Source organism: Actinomadura kijaniata NBRC 14229 (assembly GCF_001552175.1).
GTDB classification, from domain to species: Bacteria; Actinomycetota; Actinomycetes; order Streptosporangiales; family Streptosporangiaceae; genus Spirillospora; species Spirillospora kijaniata.
Genome location: NZ_BCQR01000126.1, coordinates 1 through 21,066, shown reverse-complemented (window position 1 = coordinate 21,066; position 21,066 = coordinate 1). Strand labels below are relative to the sequence as shown.

The window sequence follows — 21,066 nt, the reverse complement described above, 5'->3', positions numbered from 1 at the left end:
GGGCCGACGCGCGGGTTCCCCCGACGGTTCACCGGAATTTTAGGCAAGTTCGCGAAAAAAGTCGGATTGCTGATCCGGTTCAGCTGGGAAGGCTCGCTCACGTTGTCGAACGAGGGGACCCCCATGGCCCGGATCGGCGTCCAGGACGTCCATCGCTACACACGCGGCGTGTGCTTCAAGAACGGCCCGCCCGGCACGGTCGGCGCGGAGACCGAGTGGTTCGTCACCGAGACCGGCGACCCGTCCGCGCCGGTCGCCGGGGAGCGCGTGCGGGCGCTGCTGGCCGAGGCCGGGCCGCCCCCGCGCGGCAGCCGGATCACCTACGAGCCCGGCGGGCAGCTGGAGCTCAGCTCCGCGCCGTTCCCGGGCCTCGCGCCGCTGCACCGGGCGCTGACCGAGGACCTGGCGCACGTGCGGGCGGCGCTCGCCCGCGCCGGGCTGTCGCTGGCCGGGCACGGCGTCGACCCGCACCGGCGCCCGCTGTTCCAGGCCGACCATCCGCGTTACCGGGCGATGCGCGAGTACTACCGGGCGGGCGGGTTCGACGAGGCCGGCATGGACATGATGTGCTCCACGGCCTCGGTGCAGGTGTGCCTGGACGTGGGCGCGGACCCGGCGGACGCGGCGCGGCGCTGGCGGCTGGCGCACGCGCTGGGCCCGGTGCTGGTGGCGGCGTTCGCGAACTCGCCGCTGCGCGCCGGGCGCCCCACCGGCCTGCGCTCCACCCGCCAGGCGATCTGGCACGGGCTGGACCCCTGCCGGACGCTGCCGGTGCTGGGCGACGGGTCCGACCCGGCCGCCGAGTGGGCCCGGTACGCGCTGGACGCGCGGGTGATGCTGGTGCGGACCGGGGACGGGGAGTGGCGTTCGGATCCGGGGATGACGTTCGCCGAGTGGATCGCGACCGGCGAACCGGGCCTGGACGACCTGGTCTACCACCTGTCCACGCTGTTCCCGCCGGTCCGGCCGCGCGGCTGGCTGGAGCTGCGGATGATCGACGCGCTGCCCGGCCCGTGGTGGCCGGTGCCGGTGGCCGTCGCCACGGCGCTGCTGGACGACCCCGCCGCCTCCCGGATCGCCGAGGCCGTGACCGGACCGGTCGCCGGGCGGTGGGCCGAGGCCGCGCGCGACGGCCTCACCGACCCGGAGCTGGCGGCCGCCGCCGCGGCCTGCTTCGCCGCCGCGCTGGAGGCGCTGCCCCGGCTCGGCGCCGAGGCCCTGGCCCCGCTGGTGGACGAGTACGCCCGCCGCTACGTCGAGCGGGGCCGTTCCCCCGCCGACGACGTCGTCCCCCCGCAACCCGCGGCCGCCCCCGCCCGGCCCTGACGAGTCACCCCCTGGAGAGGAACGCATGGTCGCGTTGAGCGCGCTCGACGAGCACGCCCTGAAAGAACTGATCGCCGACGAGCTCGGGGCCGTACGGGACCGCAGTCTCGGCCTGACCACCGAGGTCCTGGACGGCGCGGAGCTGACCGCCCAGGTCTCGCCGCTGATGTCCCCGCTGGTGTGGGACCTGGCGCACGTCGGCAACTACGAGGAACTGTGGCTGCTGCGCGCCGCCGCCGGGATCGACCCGATGCGCCCGGAGATCGACACGCTGTACGACGCGTTCGAGCACCCGCGCGCCGAACGGCCCTCGCTGCCGCTGCTGCCGCCGGAGGAGGCCCGCGCCTACATCTCCACGGTGCGGGCGAAGGTGCTGGACTCGCTCGGCCGGGTGCGGTTCGACCCCCGCGACCCGCTGACGGCGGGCGGGTTCGTGTACGGGATGGTCGTGCAGCACGAGCACCAGCACGACGAGACGATGCTCGCCACCCACCAGCTGCGCAGGGGCGCGCCCGCGCTGCTCGACCCGCCCGGCGGCGCGGGGGAGCGCAGGGCCCCGGCCACCGGCGAGGTGCTGGTCGAGGCGGGCCCGTTCGTGATGGGCGCCTCCGACGACCCGTGGGCCTACGACAACGAACGCCCCGGCCACGTCGTGGACCTGCCCGCCTACTACATCGACACCGAGCCCGTCACCAACGCCGCCTACCTGGCGTTCATGGAGGAGGGCGGCTACGACCGCCCCGAATGGTGGACGCCCGCGGGCTGGGAGTGGCGCACCTCCTCCGGCAAGCGCGCCCCCGCGTTCTGGTCGCGCGAGGGGACCCGGTGGGTGCGGCGGCGCTTCGGGCGGGTGGAGGACGTTCCGCCCGACGAGGCCGTGCAGCACGTGTGCTGGTACGAGGCCGACGCCTACGCGCGCTGGGCGGGCAAGCGGCTGCCCACCGAGGCCGAGTGGGAGAAGGCCGCCGCCTGGGGGCCCGGCGCGGACCGGGCGCGCCGCTACCCGTGGGGCGACGAGTACGCCGAGGGCCGCGCCAACCTGGGACAGCGCCTGCTGCGGCCGTCCCCCGCCGGGGCGTTCCCGGACGGGGAGTCGGCCTACGGGGTGCGGCGGCTCGTCGGGGACGTGTGGGAGTGGACCGCCAGCGACTTCCACGGGTATCCGGGGTTCCGGTCCTTCCCGTACAAGGAGTACTCGGAGGTCTTCTTCGGCCCCGACTACAAGGTGCTGCGCGGCGGGTCGTGGGCGACGCACCCGCTGGCGGTGCGCAACACGTTCCGCAACTGGGACTACCCGATCCGGCGGCAGATCTTCGCCGGGTTCCGCTGCGCCCGGGACGCCGCCTGATGTGCCGCCATCTGGGATACCTCGGCCGGGCGCGGACACTGGAGTCGCTGATCTTCGACGGGTCGCACTCGCTGGAACGCCAGTCCTACGCGCCCCGCATGACCCAGGGGAACCTGCTCAACGCCGACGGGTTCGGCGTCGGCTGGTACCACCGGGGCGAGGCCGTGCGGTTCCGGCGCGCCCAGCCGATCTGGACGGACCGGTCGTTCCGGGAGGTCGCGCGGGCCGTGGAGGCCGCATGCGCGGTCGCGGCGCTCCGGTCGGCGACCACGCGGTTCCCGGTGGACGAGTCGTGCGCGCAGCCGTTCCGGGCCGGGACCCGGCTGTTCAGCCACAACGGCAAGGTCGAGGACTTCGACGCCGCCGAGGGCAAGCTCCGCGAGCTGGCCGGGGACCTGGCGGAGGTCCCCGACGCGCGGGCCCCGGTCGACTCGGCGCTGGTGTTCGCGCTGGCCGCCCGGCACTGGCGGGAGGGGGCGCCGCTCGGCGACGGCCTGGCCGAGACCGTGCGGACCGTCACCGCGCTCGCCCCGGGCCGCTACAACCTGCTGGCCGCCGACGGCGCCGCGCTGGCCGCCACGACCTGGGGCGACTCCCTGTTCACCCGCGCCGCCCCGGACGGCCTGTGGATCTCCTCCGAGCCGCTCGACGACGACCCCGCCTGGCGGCGGGTTCCCGACCACAGCCTCGTCACCGCCGACCCGGCGTCCGGCGTCCGCGTCACCCCCCTGTAAGGAGAGCCTTTCCGTGGATCTGTTCCTGACCGCCGACGACCTCGCCAAGAGCCTCCGCGGCGACGTGCGCGAGGGCCTGACCGCCGAGCCCAAGACGCTGCCGCCCAAGTGGTTCTACGACGAGCGCGGCAGCGGCCTGTTCGAGAAGATCACCGCGCTGGAGGAGTACTACCCCACCCGCCGCGAACGCGAGATCCTCACCGCCCGCGCCCCCGAGATCGCCGAGATCACCGGGGCCCGCACCCTGCTGGAACTGGGCGCGGGCTCGGGCGAGAAGACCCGCCTGCTGCTGGACGCCCTGCGCGGCACGCTGCGGACCTACGTCCCGGTGGACGTCAGCGGCGACTTCCTCGCCGAGTCCGCCGCCGCGCTGGCCGCCGACCACCCCGGCATCACCGTCCACCCCGTCGTCGCCGACTACGAGCAGCACCTGCACCTGCTGCCCGGCGGGGAACGCCGCCTGGTCGCGTTCCTCGGCGGCACCATCGGGAACATGCCGCCGGTCACCCGCGTGGCGTTCCTCGGCGGCCTGCGCGCCACCATGGGCGACGACGACGCGCTGCTGCTGGGCGCTGACCTGGTGAAGGACACCGCCCGCCTCGTCCGCGCCTACGACGACGCCGCCGGGGTGACCGCGGAGTTCAACCGCAACGTCCTGCACGTGATCAACCGCGAGCTGGACGCCGACTTCGACGTGGCGTCGTTCGAGCACGTCGCGCTCTGGGACGACGCCCACGAGTGGATCGAGATGCGACTGCGCTCCACCCGCGACCAGACCGTGCGGGTCGGGGCGCTGGACCTGACGGTGACGTTCGAGGCGGGCGAGGAGATGCGCACCGAGATCTCCGCGAAGTTCCGCAGGGCCCGCCTGGAGAACGAACTGGGCGCGGCGGGCCTCACCCTGGAACACCTGTGGACCGACGAGGCAGGAGACTTCGCCCTCTGCCTGGCCGTGCCCTAGCCGCGTGGGGGCGTTCCTCGGCCCCGGCGACCGCCGGGGCCGAGGCGGCGCGCTCAGGCGGTCAGCAGGACGCCCACGTAGGAGACACCGGCGATCGTGACCCAGGACGCCAGGCCGAGGGCGGCCATCCGGCCGCCGGTCCGCGCCAGCGACGGCAGGTGCACCGACGCGCCGAGCGCGAACAGCGCGGCGGCCAGCAGCAGGCCCTGCAGGGTCGCGGCGAGGGCGACGACCCCCGGCGGGAGCAGGCCGGTGCTGCCCAGCAGGACCATCAGCAGGAATCCGACCACGAACAGCGGCACCAGCGGTGGGCGGCGGACGGCGTTCCCCGCGGCGCGCCGACGCCGCGCGCGGGCCGCGAGGACGGCGACCAGCGGCGCCAGGAGCACCACCCGCATCAGCTTGACCAGGACGGCCGCGGCCAACGCGGCCGGTCCCGCCGTCTGCGCGGCCGCCACCACCTGGCCCACGTCGTGCACGCTGGCCCCCACCCACCGGCCGAACGACACCGCGGTCAGCCCCAGGGGATGGTGCAGGAGCGGCAGCACCGCGATCGCCAGGGTGCCGCACAGCGTCACCACCGCCACCGAGTCGGCGACGTCCTCGTCGTCGCTGCCGGTCACCTGGCTGACCGCCCCGATGGCCGAGGCGCCGCAGATCGAGTAGCCGGTGGCGACCAGCAGCGGCCGGTCCCCGGGCAGGCCGATGCGCCCGCCCAGCCACCAGGTGCCCAGGAAGGTCACCACGACCACGCCCAGCACCATCAGCGCCGTCGCCCACCCCAGGCCGAGCACCTGCGACAGGCTCAACTGCAGGCCGAGCAGGACGATCGCCGATCGCATCAGCCGCCTCGCGGCGACGCCCAGCCCCGGCCGGGCCGCTCCCCGCACGACCGGGCGCAGGCCCGGCAGGTGCGCCGCCGCCATTCCCAGCGCCACGGCCATCGTGAGCGTCGGGACCGCGGGCACCAGGGCGTGGGCGGACTCGGCCAGGGCGACCCCGGCGGCGGCCATGGCCAGACCCGGCGCGGCGCGGCGCACCCCCGTCCCCCGGCGCGCGGCCCTCCGGCGGCGCGCGGTGCGCGGGGTCCGGGGGCGGGCCGCGACCGTTCGCGGGGCGGGCAGGTCCGTGGACCCGCTCATGTCCCCTCGGGCGGAGCCGGGTAGGTCCGGCGGATGCTGGAGCCCAGCGCGGCGACGTCGGCGCCGTAGACGTGGATCGAGATCGCCTTGGCGGCGCCCGCGTTGCGCACCCGGTGGATGTCGCCGGGAGGGGCGATCGCCGAGATCGCGCCGACGGGGTTGAGCACCTCCTCGAACAGGACCAGGCGCGGGGTGGGCCCGTCGGACACCACCCGGTAGCGCTGCTCGCTCTCCTGGCCCTGGTGAACGCCGGCCACGCACCAGGACACGTGGTCGTGGATCGGGGTCCGCTGGCCGGGAAGCCAGACCAGCGCGACGATCGAGAAGGTCCCGTCGGGTTCGCGGTGGAGCAGGTGCTGGCGGTACCGGTCGGGATGGCCCTCGCAGTGAGGGGCGGCGAGCAGGCCGGGCGCCCCCAGATGGCCTCGCAGCGCCGCGCCGACCAGTTCGGCCGTCGGCTGCGGGTGCAGCCGCCGCCCGACGATCTCGCGGACCGCTCCGGTCACGGAATCGAGAAGTGGGGTGCTTCCGGCGGCGGTTCCCGCGGAAGCGGGCGTTGCAGTCATGGCAGCAGCATTGGCTCGCCCTTTCCATAACGTCCAACGACAACTTTTTGGCCACTCTCAAAGAGCGGCTTATGGAAGGGGCGTCCTAGCAGCCGGTCCGCGCCGCCGCGACGCTCCTGAGCTCCTCGACCAGCAGCCTGATCGTCGGGACGCGCTGGTGATCGTCCATCACGTAGGCGTACACCTGCCGGGCCGGACGCCCCGTCACCATCCGTCCCGTCACCTCCGGGTGGCACAGGAAGGACAGCACCAGCGCCGGCATCAGCGCGATTCCCACCCCGGTCGCCACCAGGCTCTGCACCGCCAGGTTGTCGTCGGTGGAGAACACCACGTCCGGCACGAACCCCTCCTCGGCGCACAGGCGCAGCAGGTTGGCCCGGCATCGCGGGCAACCGGCGATCCACCTCTCGCCGTTCAGGTCGGCGAGCCGGACGAAGTGGTGGCGGGCCAGGGGGTGCCCGGTCGGCAGCAGCACCGTCAGCAGGTCCTCGGTCAACGCGATCCGCACCACCTCCGGCGGGTGCTCGGTCTGCATGCCCGCGTAGGTGAAGGCGAGCGCGACGTCGCACTCGCCGCGCCGCAGCCGGTGCAGCGACTCGGGCGGCTCGGCCTCCTGCAACTCGACCCGGACCCCGGGATGGGCGGCCATGAGCCTGGCCACCGTCATCGGCACGATGGTGGCGTTGGCGCTGGGGAACGCGCACAGCCGCACCAGCCCCGACTCCAGCTTGGCCAGGGCGCGCAACTGCTGCTGCGCCGCCATCAGGTCGCCCATGATGACCTCGGCGTGCCGGACCAGCGCCGCCCCCGCCTCGGTCAGCCGGAAGCCCCGTCCCACCCGGATGAACAGCGGTGTCCCCACCGCCCGCTCCAGCGCCTTCATCTGCTGGGTGACCGCGGGCTGGGTGTACCCCAGACTCCGGGCCGCCGCCGAGTACGAGCCCGCGCGCACCACTTCCAGGAACGTCTTCAGGTGCCGCGACTCGAGCATGATGAATCATAAGCAGAACTTGGGATCAGGACCCTCTACGCCTGGGTTTCGTCATGCCGGCTTCACGCCACTGTGGTGGCCGTGCCGCCGTCACCGGCGTCCCGGGACGGGACCTCTAGATCCTGGCGGCGGGGCGGGCCAGGTTCAGCCCGCGCAGCTCACCCGCCAGGCGGGCCGCCAGGTGACGGTGGCCCGCCACGGTCGGGTGGACGCCGTCGGGGCGGATGAACTCGGGGGCGTTGCCGGTGCCGGTCGCCCGGCTGCCGGTGATCCAGCGGGACGCGATCGGGTCGATGAACGGCACGCCCAGGTCGGTGGCCACGGCGCGCAGGGCGTCCCGGCCGGCCAGGGCGGGGGCCGGGGGGCGTTCGCTGCCCCAGATCGGGCCGATCAGCACCAGCCGGGTGCCGGGCCAGCGCTGCCGGGCCCGCTCCAGCAGTTCGCGCGCGCCCGCGGCGACCTGCGGCGGCGGGTACTTCCAGTCGTTGTGCCCGCCGGAGACGATCAGCAGGTCGGGGGCGGGCCGCCAGCCGAGCTGGCTCTCGAACAGCAGCGGGAACGGCTGCCCGCGTCCGCCGGTCGCCACGAACCCGGTGCCGCCGCGGCCCCCGATGATCACCTGCCAGCCCAGCAGCCGCGCCGTCGCCGCCGCGTAGGTGTTCTCCGGCAGGCTGCCGCGTTCCCCGACGGTGTAGCTGTCGCCGAGGAACATCACGACCGGTGCCCCCGGCCTCGGCTTGGCGGCGGCCGTCGCGGGCCGCTGGACCTGCCCGGACAGCGCCGAGCAGCCGCCCACCGGCAGGACGCCGAGGCACAGCGCGGCCATCGCCGCGCCGCGGCGCGCGCGGCGAGAAGACATGGGACCACCAAGCGAAGGGGGAGTGAACGTCGCGCCGATTTTACTGATACACCCCATCAATGGTGGCCAATGCCGAATGTCGTCCCTCACTGTCGGACACGGGGGCGTCCGCGCCGGTCACCGGACGGGTCGCCGGTCGGGCCGGTGGTGGCCAGCACCTGTCCGGAGCCGAACGCCTCCGGCATGATCCACCGTTGTGGGCCTTCGACGGTGGTTCCAGCGCGGGAACTCGACCGAACGCGCGCTGCGCGTCCGGGCCGAGGAGGGTGATCCGGCCGCGGCCGTCGATCTCGGAGCGCACCTCCTCAACGACCGGGAGGATCCGGTGGAGGCGGAACGCTGGTTCCGGCTCGCCGCCGAGACCGGGGACGCCGGCGGCATCGCGGGGCTCGTCGGCTGCCTGGAGCGGCAGGGCCGCCGCGACGAGGCCGTGGAGTGGTGCCGTCGCGGGGCCGAGGCGGGGCAGACCGTCGCCATGTTCAACCTCGGGGTGCTGCTGAGGAAGCGCGGCGAGTCGGCCGAGGCGGAGCGGTGGTGGTGGCGCGCCGTCGACCGGGGCCTCGGGTTCGCCTGCGGCGAGCTCGCCGAACTGGAACGCGAACGCGGCGACCTGGCCGCCGCCCAGGAGTGGCTGGCCCTGGCCCCGCAGTGCGACCGCCTCGCGGAGGAGGAGGACCGCCCGAGCGTGCTGTTCTGGTACGGCGCGGCGCTGAAGGACCGCGGTGACCTGGCGGGGGCCGAACGCTGGTGGCGCCGCGCCGTCGAGGCCGAGTCCTGGCACGTCCTGTGCCACCTGGCCGACCTGGAACGCGAACGCGGGGACGAGGAGGCCGCCCGCTCCTGGGAGGAGCGGGCGGCCCAGCACGACCATCCCTGCGACTGACCGGTTAGGCGGGCGACTCCATGGGCCGAAGCTCGTCGGCGTAGCTCACCGAGACCCGCCGCATCACCCCGTCGTCGTCGATGGAGTACTGCCCGAGCCGCCACAGCGGCGGCGAGTAGGCGTGGATCGACACGCTCGCCTCGGCCGAGCCCACCAGGCGGTGGATGTGGTCGGGGCCGAAGCAGAACGACGCCCCCTCCCCGACCGGCACGCGCACGTGGTCGCCGCCGATGCGCGGGTTGCACTCCTCCAGCTCGCCCGCCACGACCCGGACCGCGCCGGAGGACACGTCGTGGTCGTGCCAGCCGGTGTCGTTCTCCGGCGTCCAGCACAGCAGCCACACGTCCACGTACTCGTCGCGGTACAGGGAGGCGTAGTGGCGTTGCCCGGAGGAGAAGACGACGTGCTGCCGCCACAGGCCGGGTTCGTCGGCCAGCGCGTCGACCAGGGCGCGCAGCTCGCGCTTGTCGAGGACGCGCGCGGGCAGGTCGTTCAGACAGGTCGTCGCCCCCGGGGGCAGGACGTCAGACGGCATGGTCGTCACGGCTTCAGCTCCTCTCCGTGCAGTAGGCGGTGCGGGTTGGCCACGCGGAACGCGTGGTGGGCGGCCTCGCCGAGCGCGAGGTCGCGGGGGTCGGCGTACGGCCGGTCGGTGCCGTGCGCGACCACGTCGACGCCCAGCGCGCGCACGACGGCGTCGGCGGCGCGCGGGCCGTAGGAGGAGGTCTCGACGAACGCGTTCGGGTCGACCTCGCCGCGTCCGCCGCCGCGCGCGGCCAGGCGTTCGCCGTGCAGCGGGGCGAGCCCGGCGAGCATGGCGAAGCACACCCGCAGCCCCGGGTGCCGCTCCCGCCCGAACGCGCGGAACGCGTACCACGCCGCGTGCATCTGCTGCACGTACGGCACGAGCGCGGGCCACCAGGCGGGGACGCCGGGCGCGGCGGGCGCGGGGCCGGGGTGGAGGAACAGGGGCAGGTCCCGTTCCTCCAGCAGGCGGAGCAGCGGCGCGCAGCGGTCGTAACCGGCGGGGTCGACCAGGGCGTTGGCGGGGAGTTGCAGGCCGACGAAGCCCGCGTCCAGGGCCTCGGCGACGGCGCGGGTGTCGATCTCGGCGACGTTCGCCGCGGCCCACGCGCCGAACGGCTCCGGCAGCGCCGCGGCGCCCTCGTGGTAGGCGTCCAACAACGGGCGGGCCTCTGCGGGGGGCAGCCACTCGATCCCGAGCGGCGTGGACAGCGACACCAGCGCCCGGTCGAGCCCGTCGGCGCGGGCGAGGGCGGCGCGGCGGGCGGGGTCGTGGTCGGCGGGGTCCACCTCGTAGGGCGGCTCGCCGGTCAGATGCAGCGTCCAGCCGTCCAGGAACGGGGGTGTCCGGCGCGCCCGCAACGCGGTGACCAGCGGGGGTCCCCACAGGTGCTGGTGCACGTCGATGCCGGGCACGCGCTGCCGCTCCTTTGCTGAACCGGATCAGTTAACCGTTTCAGTGAAGCGGTTCAGTAACCCGTTCGTCAAGACGCGGCCGCCCTTCCCACCCGGAAACCGTCGGTCCCACCCCGTAGGGTTGGACCCGTGGCGGACAGGAGGAAGCGGGCGACCATCCGGGAGGTGGCGCAGGCGACCGGGCTCTCACCCGCCGCGGTGTCGTACGCGCTGCGCGGCATCCAGACCTCCGAGGAGACCCAGGAGCGGGTCCGCGCCGCCGCGGCCGAGCTCGGCTACGAGGCGCACCCGATCGCCCGCGCGCTGGCCAGCGGGCGCACCGACATGGTGGGGCTGCTGTGCGGCTCGCTGGAGGACTACTGGCAGCAGTCCCTGGCGGTCGGGATCGGCCGGTCGCTGCTGGCGCGGGACCGGTACGCGCTGATGGTGGACGCGGGCGGCGACCCCGAACGCGAGCTGGCGCTGGCCCGCCGCCTGCGCGACCAGCGCGTGGACGGCCTGATCGTGCAGCCCCTCGACCCGTCGGCCGCGCTGTGGTCGGAGCTGGCCGAGACGGTGCCGGTGGTGTCGATCGGCGACGCGCTGCACGGCGGCCGGTCCCACGGCGAGGTCGTCTTCGACAACCGGCGCGGCGTGACGCTCGCGCTGGAGCACCTGCGGGAACGGGGCCACGACCGGATCGCGGTGTTCACGCCGACGCGGGACAGCACCCCCGACCGGCCCGCCGACGTCCATGTCAACGCCGAGGCCCAGCGGCTCGGCCTGCGCGTGAAGGTGGTCGTCGCGCCGCAGTCGCTCGCCGAGGCCACCGCCGTCGCCACCGAGGTGCTGGGCGACCGGGACCGTCCCTCGGCGGTGTTCTGCTTCTCCGACGTGATCGCCTACGGGGTGTACGCGGCGACGCGGACGCTGCGGCTGGACGTCCCCGGCGACGTCGCGGTGTGCGGCTACGACAACCACCCGATGTCGGCGCTGCTCACCCCGCCGCTGACCACCGTGGACTGGGACATCGAGGGCATCGTGCACGCCGCCGTCCGCCTGATCGTGGACGTCATCGACGGCAAACCCCGCAAACGCCGCGTCGTCCGCGAGCCGACCCTCCTGGTCCGCGCCTCCACCGGGGGTTAGGGGAGGGGCGGGGGGAGCAGGCGGGCGATCGCGGGCAGGGCGTCGGCGGCGGTGGCGATGTCGGCGTCCAGGGGGCGGTCCTCCACGCGGTCGTCCAGCACGGCGGCGGCGACGTCGTAGGCGGCCCGCAGCGGCCCGCCCGCCGGGGCGCGGCCCTGCATCCGCAGCGCCCGCACCGCCGCGACCAGCTCGCAGCCCAGCCCGATCCGGGAGGCGGCCAGCGCGTCGGTGGTGGCCCGCGCCGACTGCGTGGAGAACCCCGCGTGCTCCTCCACGCCCCGCGACAGCACCGCGCTGCCCAGCGCCGCCGGGGTCGCCAGCCGCCGCACGTCGGCCAGCGCCGAGTGCGCCACGTACTCCAGGATCATGATCCCCGACGACGCCTCGGTGGCCGCCTGGAACGGGTACAGCCCCGTGAACGACGGCTCGGTCAGCGTGCCCAGCCGCGCCGCCGACAGCGCCATCGTCTGGAACAGCGCCGCCCGCGCCGCGTCCAGCGCCAGCCCGGCGTAGGCGGTGTGGAAGTTGCCGTTGTGCCAGGCGGTGTGGCCCGCGACGTCGATCAGCGGGTTCTCGGCCGCCGCGTTGATCTCGCGGGTGACGACGTCCTCGGCGTACCGCGCCGCCTCCAGCGCCGGGCCGTGGACCTGCGGGAACGCCCGGTAGCCGTACGGGTCCTGGATGCGCGCGGGCGTCGGGTGGTCGAACGCCAGCAGCGTCCGCACCGCCGCCGCGGCCTCGACCTGGCCGGGGTGCGGGCACGCCTCGTGGACGGTCGGCGCGTAGGGCTCCTCCGAGCCGCGCACCGCCAGCAGCGACAGCGCCGTCACCACCGTCGCGGCGTCCAACAGCGTGCGCAGGTCGGCGACGGCGAGGGCGGCCTCGCCGAGCGTGGCGGCGTTGGAGCTGATGAACGCCAGCGCGTCGGCCGAGCCGAGGCGGAAGCCGGGGCCGCGCGCCACGCCCGCGTCCGGTCCGCCGAGCCAGGCGCGCTCGCCCAGCAGGCACAGCGCGGTCGACGCCAGCGCCGTCAGGTCGCCGGTGCCGATCGCCCCGTAGACCGGGACAGGTGGCAGCAGTCCCAGGTTGAGGGCGTCGGCGAGGGCCTGGAGCACGCCGGGGTCCACGCCCGAGCCGCCGGCGGCGAGCTGGTTGAGGCGCACCGTCAGCATCGCGCGCACGATCTCGGGCGCGACCAGCGGCCCGGCCCCGGCCGCGTGGCTGCGCAGCAGCCGCAGCCCGTGCGCGTCGGCGTCCTCCCACTCCACGTCCACCACGCGGTTGGCGCCGACGCCGGTCGTGCGGCCGTAGACGGGGCGTTCGGCGGCCACCGCGCGGGCCGTCCGCCATGCGGCGCGGGCCCGCGACACGCCCGCCGGGTCTATGGTGATGATCACGTCCCCGCGGGCCGCGCGGGCGACCAGCGGGCAGGTGAGCGAGGTCCCGTCGATAACGATTCGACTGTTCTGCACGGCCTCACGCTACTTTCCCCAGTATTACGGTGATTAATATCGGGATTATGAGCTTGACCCCGCCGTACCGGCGCTTGAGAGTGTCAGATGGCTACGGTTGGGTAAAAGTCGCAACCGATCATCACCCGCACCACCACCCGACACTCGAACCGGAACGACGGCGTTGCGGTGACGCCGCCCCGAGGACGTGACCCGTTTGATCAGCTTTACCGGCGTGACGAAGCGCTACCCGGACGGCACCGTCGCCGTCGACCATCTCGACCTGGAGATCGCGGCGGGCCGCATCACCGTGCTGGTGGGGCCGTCGGGCTGCGGCAAGACGACCACGCTGCGCATGATCAACCGGATGGTGGAGGCCACCGAGGGCACCATCACCGTGGACGGCCGGAACGTCGCCGACATCGACCCGCCCACGCTGCGCCGGGGCATCGGCTACGTCATCCAGCAGGCCGGGCTGTTCCCCCACCGCACGATCGTCGACAACATCGCGACCGTGCCGGACCTGCTCGGCCAGGACAAGAAGCGGTCCCGCCGCACCGCCCGCGAGCTGATGGCCCGCGTCGGCCTCGACCCCGCGCTCGCCACCCGCTACCCGGCCCAGCTGTCGGGCGGCCAGCAGCAGCGCGTCGGCGTCGCCCGCGCGCTGGCCGCCGACCCGCCGATCCTGCTGATGGACGAGCCGTTCAGCGCCGTCGACCCGATCGTGCGCGCCAGCCTCCAGGACGAGTTCCTGCGCCTCCAGGACGAGCTGGAGAAGACCATCGTGTTCGTCACCCACGACATCGACGAGGCCGTCAAGCTCGGCCACCGCATCGCGGTGTTCCAGGTCGGCGGCACGCTCGCCCAGTACTCCACGCCCGACGAGCTGCTCGCCGCGCCCGCGAACGACTTCGTCCGCGACTTCCTCGGCGGCGACAAGGGCATCCGCCGCCTGCGGTTCACCCAGGAACTCGACGCCGAGCCCGGCGCCGGAACCGAGGCGGCCGACCGGTGATCCCCCTGGTGACCGAGGGCGAACCGCTGGTCCGCTGGGACTGGATCGGCCGCAACCTCGGCGAGATCGGCTCCCTGCTGGCCGACCACGTGCTGATGTCGGTCGTCCCGATCCTGGTGGGCCTGGCCGCCGCGCTGCCGATCGGGCTGGCCTGCGCGCGCTGGCGGCGGATCTACCCGCCGGTGCTCGGCGTCACCAACGCCCTGTACGCGCTGCCCGCGATCGCGGTGTTCATCATGCTGATCCCGTTCACCGGGATCGGCAGCCGCACCACCGTCATGATCCCGCTGGCGCTCTACACGCTGTCGGTGCTGGTCCCGTCCGTGGTGGACGGCCTGGCGGCGGTGCCCGACCACGTCCGCCAGTCGGCCGTCGCGATCGGCTTCGGCCCGGTCCGGCGGCTGGTGCGGGTGGAGCTGCCGATCGCCGTCCCCGTCGTGATGGCGGGGCTGCGGGTCGCGACCGTGTCGAACATCAGCCTGGTCAGCGTCGGCGCGCTGATCGGCGTCGGCGGGCTCGGCGACCTGTTCACCGACGGCTTCAACCGCGACTTCCCGACCCCCATCGTCGTCGGCATCGTGCTGACCATCGCGCTGGCCCTGGTCGCCGACGGGCTGCTGCTGGCGCTCCAGAGGCTGCTGACGCCGTGGGCGCGCGCCGGGGCCCGTGACGCGCGGGCGTCCCGCGCGCGGCTCGCGAGCCCGGAGAGGACGGCCCCGTGAACGCGATCCTGGAGGCCCTGCGCTGGTTCGGCGAGCCCGCCCAGTGGAGCGGTCCCGACGGCATCCCCCACCGGGTCGCCGAGCACCTGCTGTACTCCGGGCTGGCGTTCCTGATCACCGTGCTGGTCGCCCTGCCACTGGGGCTGCTGCTCGGCCACGTCCGGCGGGGCCGGGCCGCCTCGGTCCTGGGCTTCGCCGTGGTCGCCGCCGCCAACGGCGCCCGCGCCCTGCCCACCCTCGGCCTGGTCATCCTCGCGGTGATCCTCACCGCCAGCGAGCTGGTCCCGATCCTGCTGCCGCTGATCGTGCTGGCGATCCCGCCGGTGCTGGTCAACGCCTACACCGGCGTCCAGCAGGTCGAGCCGTGGCTGCGGGACGCCGCCGAGGGCATGGGCATGACCGGCCGCCAGGTGCTGTGGCGGGTCGAGTTCCCGGTGGCGCTGCCGCTGGTGCTGCTCGGCCTGCGCACCGCCGCCGTCCAGATCGTCTCGACCGCCGCCATCGCCGCGTTCGTCGGCCTCGGCGGCCTCGGCCGCTACATCATCGACGGCCTGGCCCGGCAGGAGTACGACACCACGGCGGGCGGCGCGATCCTGGTGATCGCGCTGGCGTTCGCCGTGCAGGCGGCGTTCGCGCTGCTGTACCGGCTGGCGGTCTCGCCCGGACTGCGCCGCTCGACGGCGTCCTGACCTCACCATCCTCAGCGGGAAAGGAAACAACGATGATCCGCAAGATTCGGGGCGCCGCCGTGCTGCTGGCCGGGGCGCTGGCGCTGGCGGCGTGCGGCGGAGGCGACGGGGGAGACCCGCTCAAGAAGGGCACCGAGGGCGGCGGCGGTGGCGGCGCGGCCCTGGTGATCGGCACCGCGAACTTCCCGGAGAGCGCCGCCCTCGGCGAGGTCTACGCCCAGGCGCTGGCGGCCAAGGGCGTCAAGGCCGAGACCAAGATGGCGGGCACCCGCGAGGCGTTCTACAAGGCGATCTCCGGCGGCCAGCTCGCGATCGTGCCCGAGTACAACGGCAACCTGCTGCTGCACGTCGACCCCAAGGCCACGCAGACCGCCACGGACCAGGTGAACACCGCGCTCAAGGCCAAGCTGCCGGCCGAGCTGGAGATCCTGGACTCGGCCAAGGCCGAGGACAAGGACGCGGTCGTCGTCACCAAGGCCACCGCCGACAAGCACAAGCTGAAGACCATCGCCGACCTCAAGCCGGTCGCCAAGGACCTGGTGTTCGGCGGCCCGCCGGAGTTCAAGACCCGCGTCTCGGGCCTGGTCGGCATCAAGGACAAGTACGGCGTCGAGTTCAAGGAGTTCAAGGCGCTGGACGTGGCGGGTCCGATCACCGTGGCGCGGCTGAAGCAGGACCAGGTCCAGGCGGCCAACCTGTTCACCACGGACGCGGCGATCACCCGCAACGGCTTCGTGGCGCTGGAGGACCCCCAGTCGGTCTTCCCCGCCCAGAACGTCACGCCGCTGGTCTACAAGTCCAAGGTGGACGCCAAGGCCAGGGAGGTCCTGAACGCCGTCTCCGCCAAGCTCACCACCCAGGACCTGCTGGACATGAACACCAAGATGTCGGTCGACAAGGCCGACCCCAAGCAGGTCGCCGAGGAGTGGCTGAAGAAGTCGGGCCTGGCCTGACCTTCGCGTGCGAGGGCCCCCGCCGCGGGGGCCTTCGCACGTCGTGCGCGTTGGGGTAACGTGCGTCACGTAGAGCACATGCGACATGACGAGGAACGGTGCGCATGACCCCCCGCCAGAGCGCGTTCCGGCGTCGAGGCCTGGTCGCGGTGGCGGTGCTGGTCCTGACCGGGTGCGGGCCGGCCGACACCTCCTCACCGGACGCCTCGGCGCAGAAGAAGTCCCCGAGCGCGTCCGCCCTGCCGAAAGCGGCGGACGGCACCGACCTCACGTCGTGCGCCGACGGTCAGTGCGAGGTCCAGGTCAACGCACCGGCGGACCTTCCGGTGCCCCGCAGGCTCCAGGTCGCCTCCGTGCGGGTGCAGTCGGTCGGCCCCGACACCGTCACCCTCGTCGGGCGTCCCCTGGGGAGCCGCACCGGCGGGTTCTGCACCGGCGTGAAGTGCAGCTCCTCCAGCGCGGGAGGGAAGTTCACCCTCACCCTGGGCCCCGCCAGCACCGGCAGCCAGAACGACCTGAAGGTCACGGCCGTGGCCATCAACGGCGGATCCGCCGTCCTGAGGCTCGCCCCCGCCTCCTGACCCCGGTCACCCCATCCCGAGCACACGCGTCAGCAGCGCCCCGACCCGCACGGGGCGGCGACCGCGCCTTGTAGCGGCCCACCCCGTGGGCCGGCGCGTTCACCGCGCCGATCCCCCACCTCCGCAACGGCTCGGACTCCCAGCGCGGCGACCGGTGCCCGACCCGGCACGGCCGCGCGCCGGGGGAGTCCACGCCCGCGACCAGCGCGACCAGGATGCACCCGGCCAGGTCGGACAGGGCGACGCCGTCACCGCCGTAGTCACCCGCCCGAGCGAGGCCCGTCCCCGGATCGAACCCGATGGGCCCGTGCCACCGGTGCGTGACGGCGACCCCGTCCAGCCGGGGGAACGGCTCCCGCAGCGTGGCGAGGAGTCGGTCCTGAACGCTCTCCTCCCGGCGTTCCGGCCGGGCAGGATCCCCGACGCCGCGCCCGGACGATCCCGGCGAGCTCCCGGACCTGGCCCTCGGTCAACGCGAGCCGCCGCGCACCGCCCAGCAGTCGATGCCCTCCCGCTCGGTGACCCGTCGCACCTCCCGCGCGGCGTCGAACGCGGCCCGCCGCATCGCCACCGCCGCCTCCCGCCCGTACCGCCGCGCCAGCGCCCCTGCCCGCCGGGCAGATCCCCCGGGATGCCGAACGCCGACCTGCCGCGGCACTACCGGCGCACCACCCGCGACCCCGGCGCGCGTTCCTACCTGCGCCTGTGGCTGGAACTGCTCGTCCTCGCCAACCGCACCCGGACCGCTTCCCCGGCTTCCACGAACGCGCGGCCACCGGCTCCGACGCGCTGGCGACGCTGGTCATGGCGGCCGTCACCGGCCTGGAGCTGGACCTGATGCTGACCTCGACCTCGCCAGAGCGGACGCGGCCCTCGAACTCCTCGTCTCCCTCCTGGACCGCTGACGACAACCGGCCATCCGGCCGATGGCGCTCCCCCTTCCGGCCGATGGGCGCCCCGCCCCCGCCGCGACAAGATCGTCAACACGACGAGAGGAGGAGGCATGCGCGTCCTACTGACACTGCTCCTGGCCGGGACGACGGGAACGACGCCCGTCCAGGCCGCCCCGATCTCCTGGCAGCCCTGCGGGAAACACGGCGCCGAGTGCGCCACCCTCCAGGTGCCGATGGACTGGGACCGGCCGGACCGCGGCCGGATCACCCTGGCGCTGAGCCGCCTGAAGGCCGCCGGCCCGGGCCGCCGCGTCGGGGTCCTGTTCTTCAACCCCGGGGGACCGGGCGGCCCCGCGCGGCCCATGCTGCGGGACTACGCGACGATGGCGTTCCCCGCCGCCCTGCGGGAACGCTTCGACATCGTCGGAGTGGACCCGCGCGGCGTCGGCGAGAGCACCCCCGCGATCACCTGCGAGAAACCCACCCTGGGCCCCGACCAGTTCCCCCGGACCCGGAAGCAGTACGAACAACTGGTCGCCTACAACAAGGAGGTCGGCACGGGCTGCGCCCGCGCCACCGGCCCGCTGATCAATCACGTGGACACCCCCAGCGCGGCCCGCGACTTCGACGCCGTCCGGAAGGCGCTGGGCGAGCGGAAGGTGAACTGGCTGGGCCTGTCCTACGGGACCCTGCTGGCGAGCACCTACGCGCGCATGTACCCCGAGCGCGTGCGGGCAGCGGTCCTCGACGGCCCGGTGGACCACACCGTCCGTTCCCGCCGCATGGCCCTCGACGAGGCGCGCGAGACCGAGGAGGCGTTCACCAAGTTCGCCGGGTGGTGCCGCGAGGACGCCAAGTGCGCGATGCACGGCAAGGACGTGAAGACCGCGTACCGCGAGCTCCTCGCCAAGGCCCGCCGCCACCCGATCCCGGCCGAGGGCCACCCGGCCGGCGTCACCGCACCGCAGATCGCCTACAACACCTACAACCTGATGGCCTTCCCCGCCACGGGCTGGACCCAGCTGGCCAAGGGCATCCGCGACGCCACGGCGACACCGCCCAACGCGGCCCGGTTCGCCACCGACGTCTCCAGCGGCGCCGCCTACCGCACCATCGCCTGCCACGACTTCCCCAGCGACGTCCGCGGCCGCAGGGACCTGGCGGCCCGCCAGCGCGAGATCCGCAAGGCCGCCCCCACCACCGGCGGCTACGTCGAAGGCTGGGACATCCAGACCGGCTGCCTGGGCTGGCCGATCCGCCCGGCCAACCCCTGGGGCCCGATCCCGGTGAAGAACACCGGGTCCGTCCTCATCGTGGGCAGCACGACCGACCCGGCGACCCCCGAGAAGTGGGGTCGGGGCCTGGCCCGCCAGATCAAGGGCTCGAAGCTCCTCGTCTGGAAGGGCGTGGGCCACACGGCCTACTTCAACGACCCGCCCACCCAGTCCCGCGAGGTCACCTACCTGATCAACGCCGGATGAGCCCCACCGGCCCCCGCCACCGCGCGGGGGCCGGCCGGAGGACCAATGGCTTCCCGGCACTAGTCGAACAGTGCCAGGAGCCCTGTCCCGCTGGACGGGACCGCCAATAGCTTCCCGGCATGAGGAAATCCCGCACGATCGTCACCACGACCCTCCTCGCCGCCGCGCTGACCGCGCCCCTCGGCACGGCCAACGCCCAGGCCGCGACCCTCCCGCAGGTGTCGGTCGCCAAGCCGGTCGAGGCGCAGGCCGCCAAGAAGCTGACGATCAAGACGCAGAAGCAGCAGAAGAGCTACTGGTGCGCCCCCGCCGCCGTGCGCGCGATGGCCACCCGGCACCGCAGCGGCTCGCGCCTGCCGAGCCAGGCCCAGCTCGCCAGGCACATGAAGACCAAGCCGAGCGGGACCGAGATCCGCAGGGTCCTCAACACGCTCAACCAGATGGCCGGAAGGCACACCTACGACTTCAACAACGTGGGCTCGGCGACACGGATGAGGAACGAGATCAGGGCGTCCGTCAACCGCGGCCACGCCGTCTACGTCTCGGTCTGGTCGCAGTGGAAGCCGTGGCGCAAGACCGGCACCCGCGGCGCCTCCCACGCGATCGTCGCCTACGGCTACTCGGGCAACACGATCTACTGGTGGGACCCGGCGGACAACTCCCGCCACAGCGCCTCGGCCGCCAAGTCGTACGCCGCCATGAAGAACCGAGGAATGCGCATCATCACAGGCTGACCCTCCCGCCACTGCGGGAGCCAGCGCCCTCCGCCGAGACCTCCGCGCCCACCGACGCGAACCGGCCGGATCCCATCATCCACCGACACTCTCGTCGCCGTGCGCTCTCCGTCCTGATCGGCCCGATCAGGACCTCCTGAAAGGAACCCGTTTGAACGCCAAGCAGCTCGTCCTCGCCCTGGCCTCCGCCGGAGCCGTCCTGACGGCCACCGCACCCGCCGCCACCGCCGCGACCACCGCCCCCCAGGCACCGGCCGCCCCCCAGGCGCAGACCGCGGCCCAGACGCCTGCCACCGGGGACTCCGACGTCCGCGTGATGATCACGTCGCGCCAGTACAAGAGCAAGTCGACGGGCAAGTGCCTGGACAGCAGGAAGAACCCGGGCAACGCGGCCGTCCGCCTCGTTCCCTGTCACCGCGCCGGCCACAGGGACATCAAGCACCAGCTCTGGGTCGTCTACAACGACGGCACCTTCCGGCCGCTGATCAACACGAAGATCTGCCTGGACAACTACCACCGCAACATCGTGCGGATGGCCAAGTGCAACGACAGCAAGGGCCAGGTGTGGAAGTGGACCGGCGGCGCAACCGGCAAGCTCAAGGGCAAGCGCAGCGGGAAGTGCGTGTCCACCTACCCGGGTTCCGTCTACTTCCGCATGGACCCCTGCAACACCGGCGGCAACAAGCGCGTCTGGAAGCGCTACTGACCTGAACGTCGGCCCGACCGAGCCCAAAGCGCTCGCTCGGGCCGACCCCTCCCGCATACGCGAAGAGCATCGCAGCGCGGCGAACACTAGATGGATCCCAGCGGAACCATCCCCGCACGCGAGGATGGGGCTCGGGCTGGGTTATGTGGGCCTTGGTCGGGCGGGCTAGGTTCGCTCACCATGATCGAGTCCTCCTCCCTGGGCGCCACCCGGGCGGCCTACGACGCCGTCGCCACCCTTTACGCCGAGCTGTTCCGCGACTCGGTCGAAGGGCATCCGCTGGACCGCGCCCTGGTCACCGCGTTCGCCGAACACGTATGGGCCACGGGCGGTGGGCCGGTGGCCGATCTCGGGTGCGGTCCCGGCGGCGTCACGGCGCGGCTGGCCTCCCTCGGCGTGACCGCCTTCGGCGTCGACGCGTCACCGGCGATGATCGAGCTGGCCCGGCAGGAGTACCCGCATC

General features: G+C 73.8%; 23 protein-coding genes. 16 read left to right on the top strand and 7 right to left on the bottom strand.

Translation table 11 applies throughout. The features are described 5' to 3' along the window. Nucleotides 1–123: 123 nt before the first annotated feature. From egtA to egtD, 4 genes are read left to right on the top strand one after another with little or no spacing between them, the layout of a single operon-like run. The gene (gene egtA, locus AKI01S_RS33285) at nucleotides 124–1,326 is read left to right on the top strand and encodes an ergothioneine biosynthesis glutamate--cysteine ligase EgtA (protein ID WP_067826689.1); all 1,203 of its coding nucleotides are present in this window, start codon (nucleotides 124–126) and stop codon (nucleotides 1,324–1,326) included. A 25-nt stretch (nucleotides 1,327–1,351) separates the two neighbouring features. After that, nucleotides 1,352–2,674, top strand: a complete 1,323-nt coding sequence (egtB, locus tag AKI01S_RS33280; protein ID WP_067826661.1) for an ergothioneine biosynthesis protein EgtB — start codon at nucleotides 1,352–1,354, stop codon at nucleotides 2,672–2,674. Beyond that, nucleotides 2,674–3,408 carry an ergothioneine biosynthesis protein EgtC gene (gene egtC / locus AKI01S_RS33275; RefSeq protein ID WP_067826659.1) on the top strand — a complete coding sequence of 245 codons (735 nt, stop codon included), beginning with the start codon at nucleotides 2,674–2,676 and terminating at the stop codon, nucleotides 3,406–3,408. The genes egtB and egtC overlap by 1 nt, the downstream gene beginning before the upstream one ends. A gap of 13 nt (nucleotides 3,409–3,421) precedes the next feature. Beyond that, nucleotides 3,422–4,369, top strand: a complete 948-nt coding sequence (gene egtD / locus AKI01S_RS33270) for an L-histidine N(alpha)-methyltransferase (RefSeq protein WP_067826657.1) — start codon at nucleotides 3,422–3,424, stop codon at nucleotides 4,367–4,369. A 53-nt stretch (nucleotides 4,370–4,422) separates the two neighbouring features. Here egtD and AKI01S_RS33265 read toward each other — a convergent pair whose 3' ends face one another. The 4 genes from AKI01S_RS33265 to AKI01S_RS33250 form a co-directional block, all read right to left on the bottom strand. Next, complete coding sequence (locus AKI01S_RS33265; protein ID WP_245681883.1) at nucleotides 4,423–5,511, bottom strand: YeiH family protein; 1,089 nt, start codon at nucleotides 5,509–5,511, stop codon at nucleotides 4,423–4,425. Continuing rightward, nucleotides 5,508–6,017 carry a cysteine dioxygenase family protein gene (locus AKI01S_RS33260; protein ID WP_245681882.1) on the bottom strand — a complete coding sequence of 170 codons (510 nt, stop codon included), beginning with the start codon at nucleotides 6,015–6,017 and terminating at the stop codon, nucleotides 5,508–5,510. The genes AKI01S_RS33265 and AKI01S_RS33260 overlap by 4 nt, the downstream gene beginning before the upstream one ends. 145 nt (nucleotides 6,018–6,162) lie before the next feature. Then, nucleotides 6,163–7,068 (bottom strand): LysR family transcriptional regulator, encoded by a 906-nt coding sequence (locus AKI01S_RS33255; RefSeq protein ID WP_067826650.1) that lies wholly within the window; start codon nucleotides 7,066–7,068, stop codon nucleotides 6,163–6,165. 115 nt (nucleotides 7,069–7,183) lie between these two features. Beyond that, complete coding sequence (locus AKI01S_RS33250; protein WP_067826647.1) at nucleotides 7,184–7,927, bottom strand: SGNH/GDSL hydrolase family protein; 744 nt, start codon at nucleotides 7,925–7,927, stop codon at nucleotides 7,184–7,186. 196 nt (nucleotides 7,928–8,123) lie between these two features. Here AKI01S_RS33250 and AKI01S_RS33245 point away from each other — a divergent pair, with 196 nt between their 5' ends. After that, nucleotides 8,124–8,810: a tetratricopeptide repeat protein gene (locus AKI01S_RS33245; RefSeq protein WP_067826643.1), complete on the top strand. Its 687-nt coding sequence runs from the start codon at nucleotides 8,124–8,126 to the stop codon at nucleotides 8,808–8,810. Nucleotides 8,811–8,814: 4 nt separating this feature from the next. On the opposite strand, the gene AKI01S_RS33240 is transcribed toward AKI01S_RS33245, so the two are convergent. Continuing rightward, nucleotides 8,815–9,345 carry a cysteine dioxygenase gene (locus AKI01S_RS33240; protein ID WP_067826684.1) on the bottom strand — a complete coding sequence of 177 codons (531 nt, stop codon included), beginning with the start codon at nucleotides 9,343–9,345 and terminating at the stop codon, nucleotides 8,815–8,817. 5 nt (nucleotides 9,346–9,350) lie between these two features. Beyond that, nucleotides 9,351–10,250: an amidohydrolase family protein gene (locus AKI01S_RS33235; protein WP_067826640.1), complete on the bottom strand. Its 900-nt coding sequence runs from the start codon at nucleotides 10,248–10,250 to the stop codon at nucleotides 9,351–9,353. A gap of 129 nt (nucleotides 10,251–10,379) precedes the next feature. Between AKI01S_RS33235 and AKI01S_RS33230 the strand changes: the two genes are divergently transcribed. Then, nucleotides 10,380–11,378: a LacI family DNA-binding transcriptional regulator gene (locus tag AKI01S_RS33230; protein ID WP_067826637.1), complete on the top strand. Its 999-nt coding sequence runs from the start codon at nucleotides 10,380–10,382 to the stop codon at nucleotides 11,376–11,378. On the opposite strand, the gene AKI01S_RS33225 is transcribed toward AKI01S_RS33230, so the two are convergent. Next, a complete protein-coding gene (locus AKI01S_RS33225) occupies nucleotides 11,375–12,850 on the bottom strand; it encodes an aromatic amino acid ammonia-lyase (protein WP_084000493.1) in 1,476 nt (491 codons plus the stop codon). The genes AKI01S_RS33230 and AKI01S_RS33225 overlap by 4 nt on opposite strands. Before the next feature lie 214 nt (nucleotides 12,851–13,064). On the opposite strand from AKI01S_RS33225, the gene AKI01S_RS33220 reads away from it, so the two are divergent. The 10 genes from AKI01S_RS33220 to AKI01S_RS33175 all read left to right on the top strand — a co-directional run. Beyond that, a complete protein-coding gene (locus AKI01S_RS33220) occupies nucleotides 13,065–13,844 on the top strand; it encodes an ABC transporter ATP-binding protein (RefSeq protein WP_281186167.1) in 780 nt (259 codons plus the stop codon). Continuing rightward, nucleotides 13,841–14,566, top strand: coding sequence for an ABC transporter permease (locus AKI01S_RS33215; protein ID WP_067826627.1), 726 nt, complete (start codon nucleotides 13,841–13,843; stop codon nucleotides 14,564–14,566). Before AKI01S_RS33220 ends, AKI01S_RS33215 begins: the two co-directional genes overlap by 4 nt. Further along, nucleotides 14,563–15,255 carry an ABC transporter permease gene (locus AKI01S_RS33210; RefSeq protein ID WP_067826624.1) on the top strand — a complete coding sequence of 231 codons (693 nt, stop codon included), beginning with the start codon at nucleotides 14,563–14,565 and terminating at the stop codon, nucleotides 15,253–15,255. The genes AKI01S_RS33215 and AKI01S_RS33210 overlap by 4 nt, the downstream gene beginning before the upstream one ends. A 32-nt stretch (nucleotides 15,256–15,287) precedes the next feature. Beyond that, entirely contained in the window at nucleotides 15,288–16,208 is a 921-nt protein-coding gene (locus AKI01S_RS33205; protein ID WP_067826621.1) for an ABC transporter substrate-binding protein, read from the top strand. Between the two features lie 104 nt (nucleotides 16,209–16,312). Continuing rightward, nucleotides 16,313–16,789 carry a hypothetical protein gene (locus AKI01S_RS33200; RefSeq protein WP_067826617.1) on the top strand — a complete coding sequence of 159 codons (477 nt, stop codon included), beginning with the start codon at nucleotides 16,313–16,315 and terminating at the stop codon, nucleotides 16,787–16,789. Between the two features lie 631 nt (nucleotides 16,790–17,420). Next, nucleotides 17,421–17,627 carry a hypothetical protein gene (locus AKI01S_RS33195; protein WP_067826614.1) on the top strand — a complete coding sequence of 69 codons (207 nt, stop codon included), beginning with the start codon at nucleotides 17,421–17,423 and terminating at the stop codon, nucleotides 17,625–17,627. Nucleotides 17,628–17,792: 165 nt separating this feature from the next. Then, a complete protein-coding gene (locus AKI01S_RS33190; RefSeq protein WP_067826609.1) occupies nucleotides 17,793–19,163 on the top strand; it encodes an alpha/beta fold hydrolase in 1,371 nt (456 codons plus the stop codon). A 119-nt stretch (nucleotides 19,164–19,282) separates the two neighbouring features. Then, on the top strand, nucleotides 19,283–19,897 hold the full coding sequence (locus tag AKI01S_RS33185; RefSeq protein WP_067826604.1) for a C39 family peptidase: 615 nt from the start codon (nucleotides 19,283–19,285) through the stop codon (nucleotides 19,895–19,897). 151 nt (nucleotides 19,898–20,048) lie between these two features. Then, nucleotides 20,049–20,603 carry an RICIN domain-containing protein gene (locus tag AKI01S_RS33180; protein WP_067826598.1) on the top strand — a complete coding sequence of 185 codons (555 nt, stop codon included), beginning with the start codon at nucleotides 20,049–20,051 and terminating at the stop codon, nucleotides 20,601–20,603. 180 nt (nucleotides 20,604–20,783) lie between these two features. Beyond that, nucleotides 20,784–21,066: class I SAM-dependent methyltransferase (locus tag AKI01S_RS33175; RefSeq protein ID WP_157420326.1), on the top strand; the 283-nt coding region annotated here is incomplete at its 3' end.

Coding starts and splice junctions, on each gene's coding strand:
- egtA (WP_067826689.1), top strand. CDS start 124: ATGGCCCGGATCGGCGTCCAGGACGTCCATCGCTACACACGCGGCGTG.
- egtB (WP_067826661.1), top strand. CDS start 1,352: ATGGTCGCGTTGAGCGCGCTCGACGAGCACGCCCTGAAAGAACTGATC.
- egtC (WP_067826659.1), top strand. CDS start 2,674: ATGTGCCGCCATCTGGGATACCTCGGCCGGGCGCGGACACTGGAGTCG.
- AKI01S_RS33265 (WP_245681883.1), bottom strand. CDS start 5,511: ATGAGCGGGTCCACGGACCTGCCCGCCCCGCGAACGGTCGCGGCCCGC.
- AKI01S_RS33255 (WP_067826650.1), bottom strand. CDS start 7,068: ATGCTCGAGTCGCGGCACCTGAAGACGTTCCTGGAAGTGGTGCGCGCG.
- AKI01S_RS33250 (WP_067826647.1), bottom strand. CDS start 7,927: ATGTCTTCTCGCCGCGCGCGCCGCGGCGCGGCGATGGCCGCGCTGTGC.
- AKI01S_RS33240 (WP_067826684.1), bottom strand. CDS start 9,345: ATGCCGTCTGACGTCCTGCCCCCGGGGGCGACGACCTGTCTGAACGAC.
- AKI01S_RS33205 (WP_067826621.1), top strand. CDS start 15,288: ATGATCCGCAAGATTCGGGGCGCCGCCGTGCTGCTGGCCGGGGCGCTG.
- AKI01S_RS33200 (WP_067826617.1), top strand. CDS start 16,313: ATGACCCCCCGCCAGAGCGCGTTCCGGCGTCGAGGCCTGGTCGCGGTG.
- AKI01S_RS33195 (WP_067826614.1), top strand. CDS start 17,421: ATGCCGAACGCCGACCTGCCGCGGCACTACCGGCGCACCACCCGCGAC.
- AKI01S_RS33190 (WP_067826609.1), top strand. CDS start 17,793: ATGCGCGTCCTACTGACACTGCTCCTGGCCGGGACGACGGGAACGACG.
- AKI01S_RS33185 (WP_067826604.1), top strand. CDS start 19,283: ATGAGGAAATCCCGCACGATCGTCACCACGACCCTCCTCGCCGCCGCG.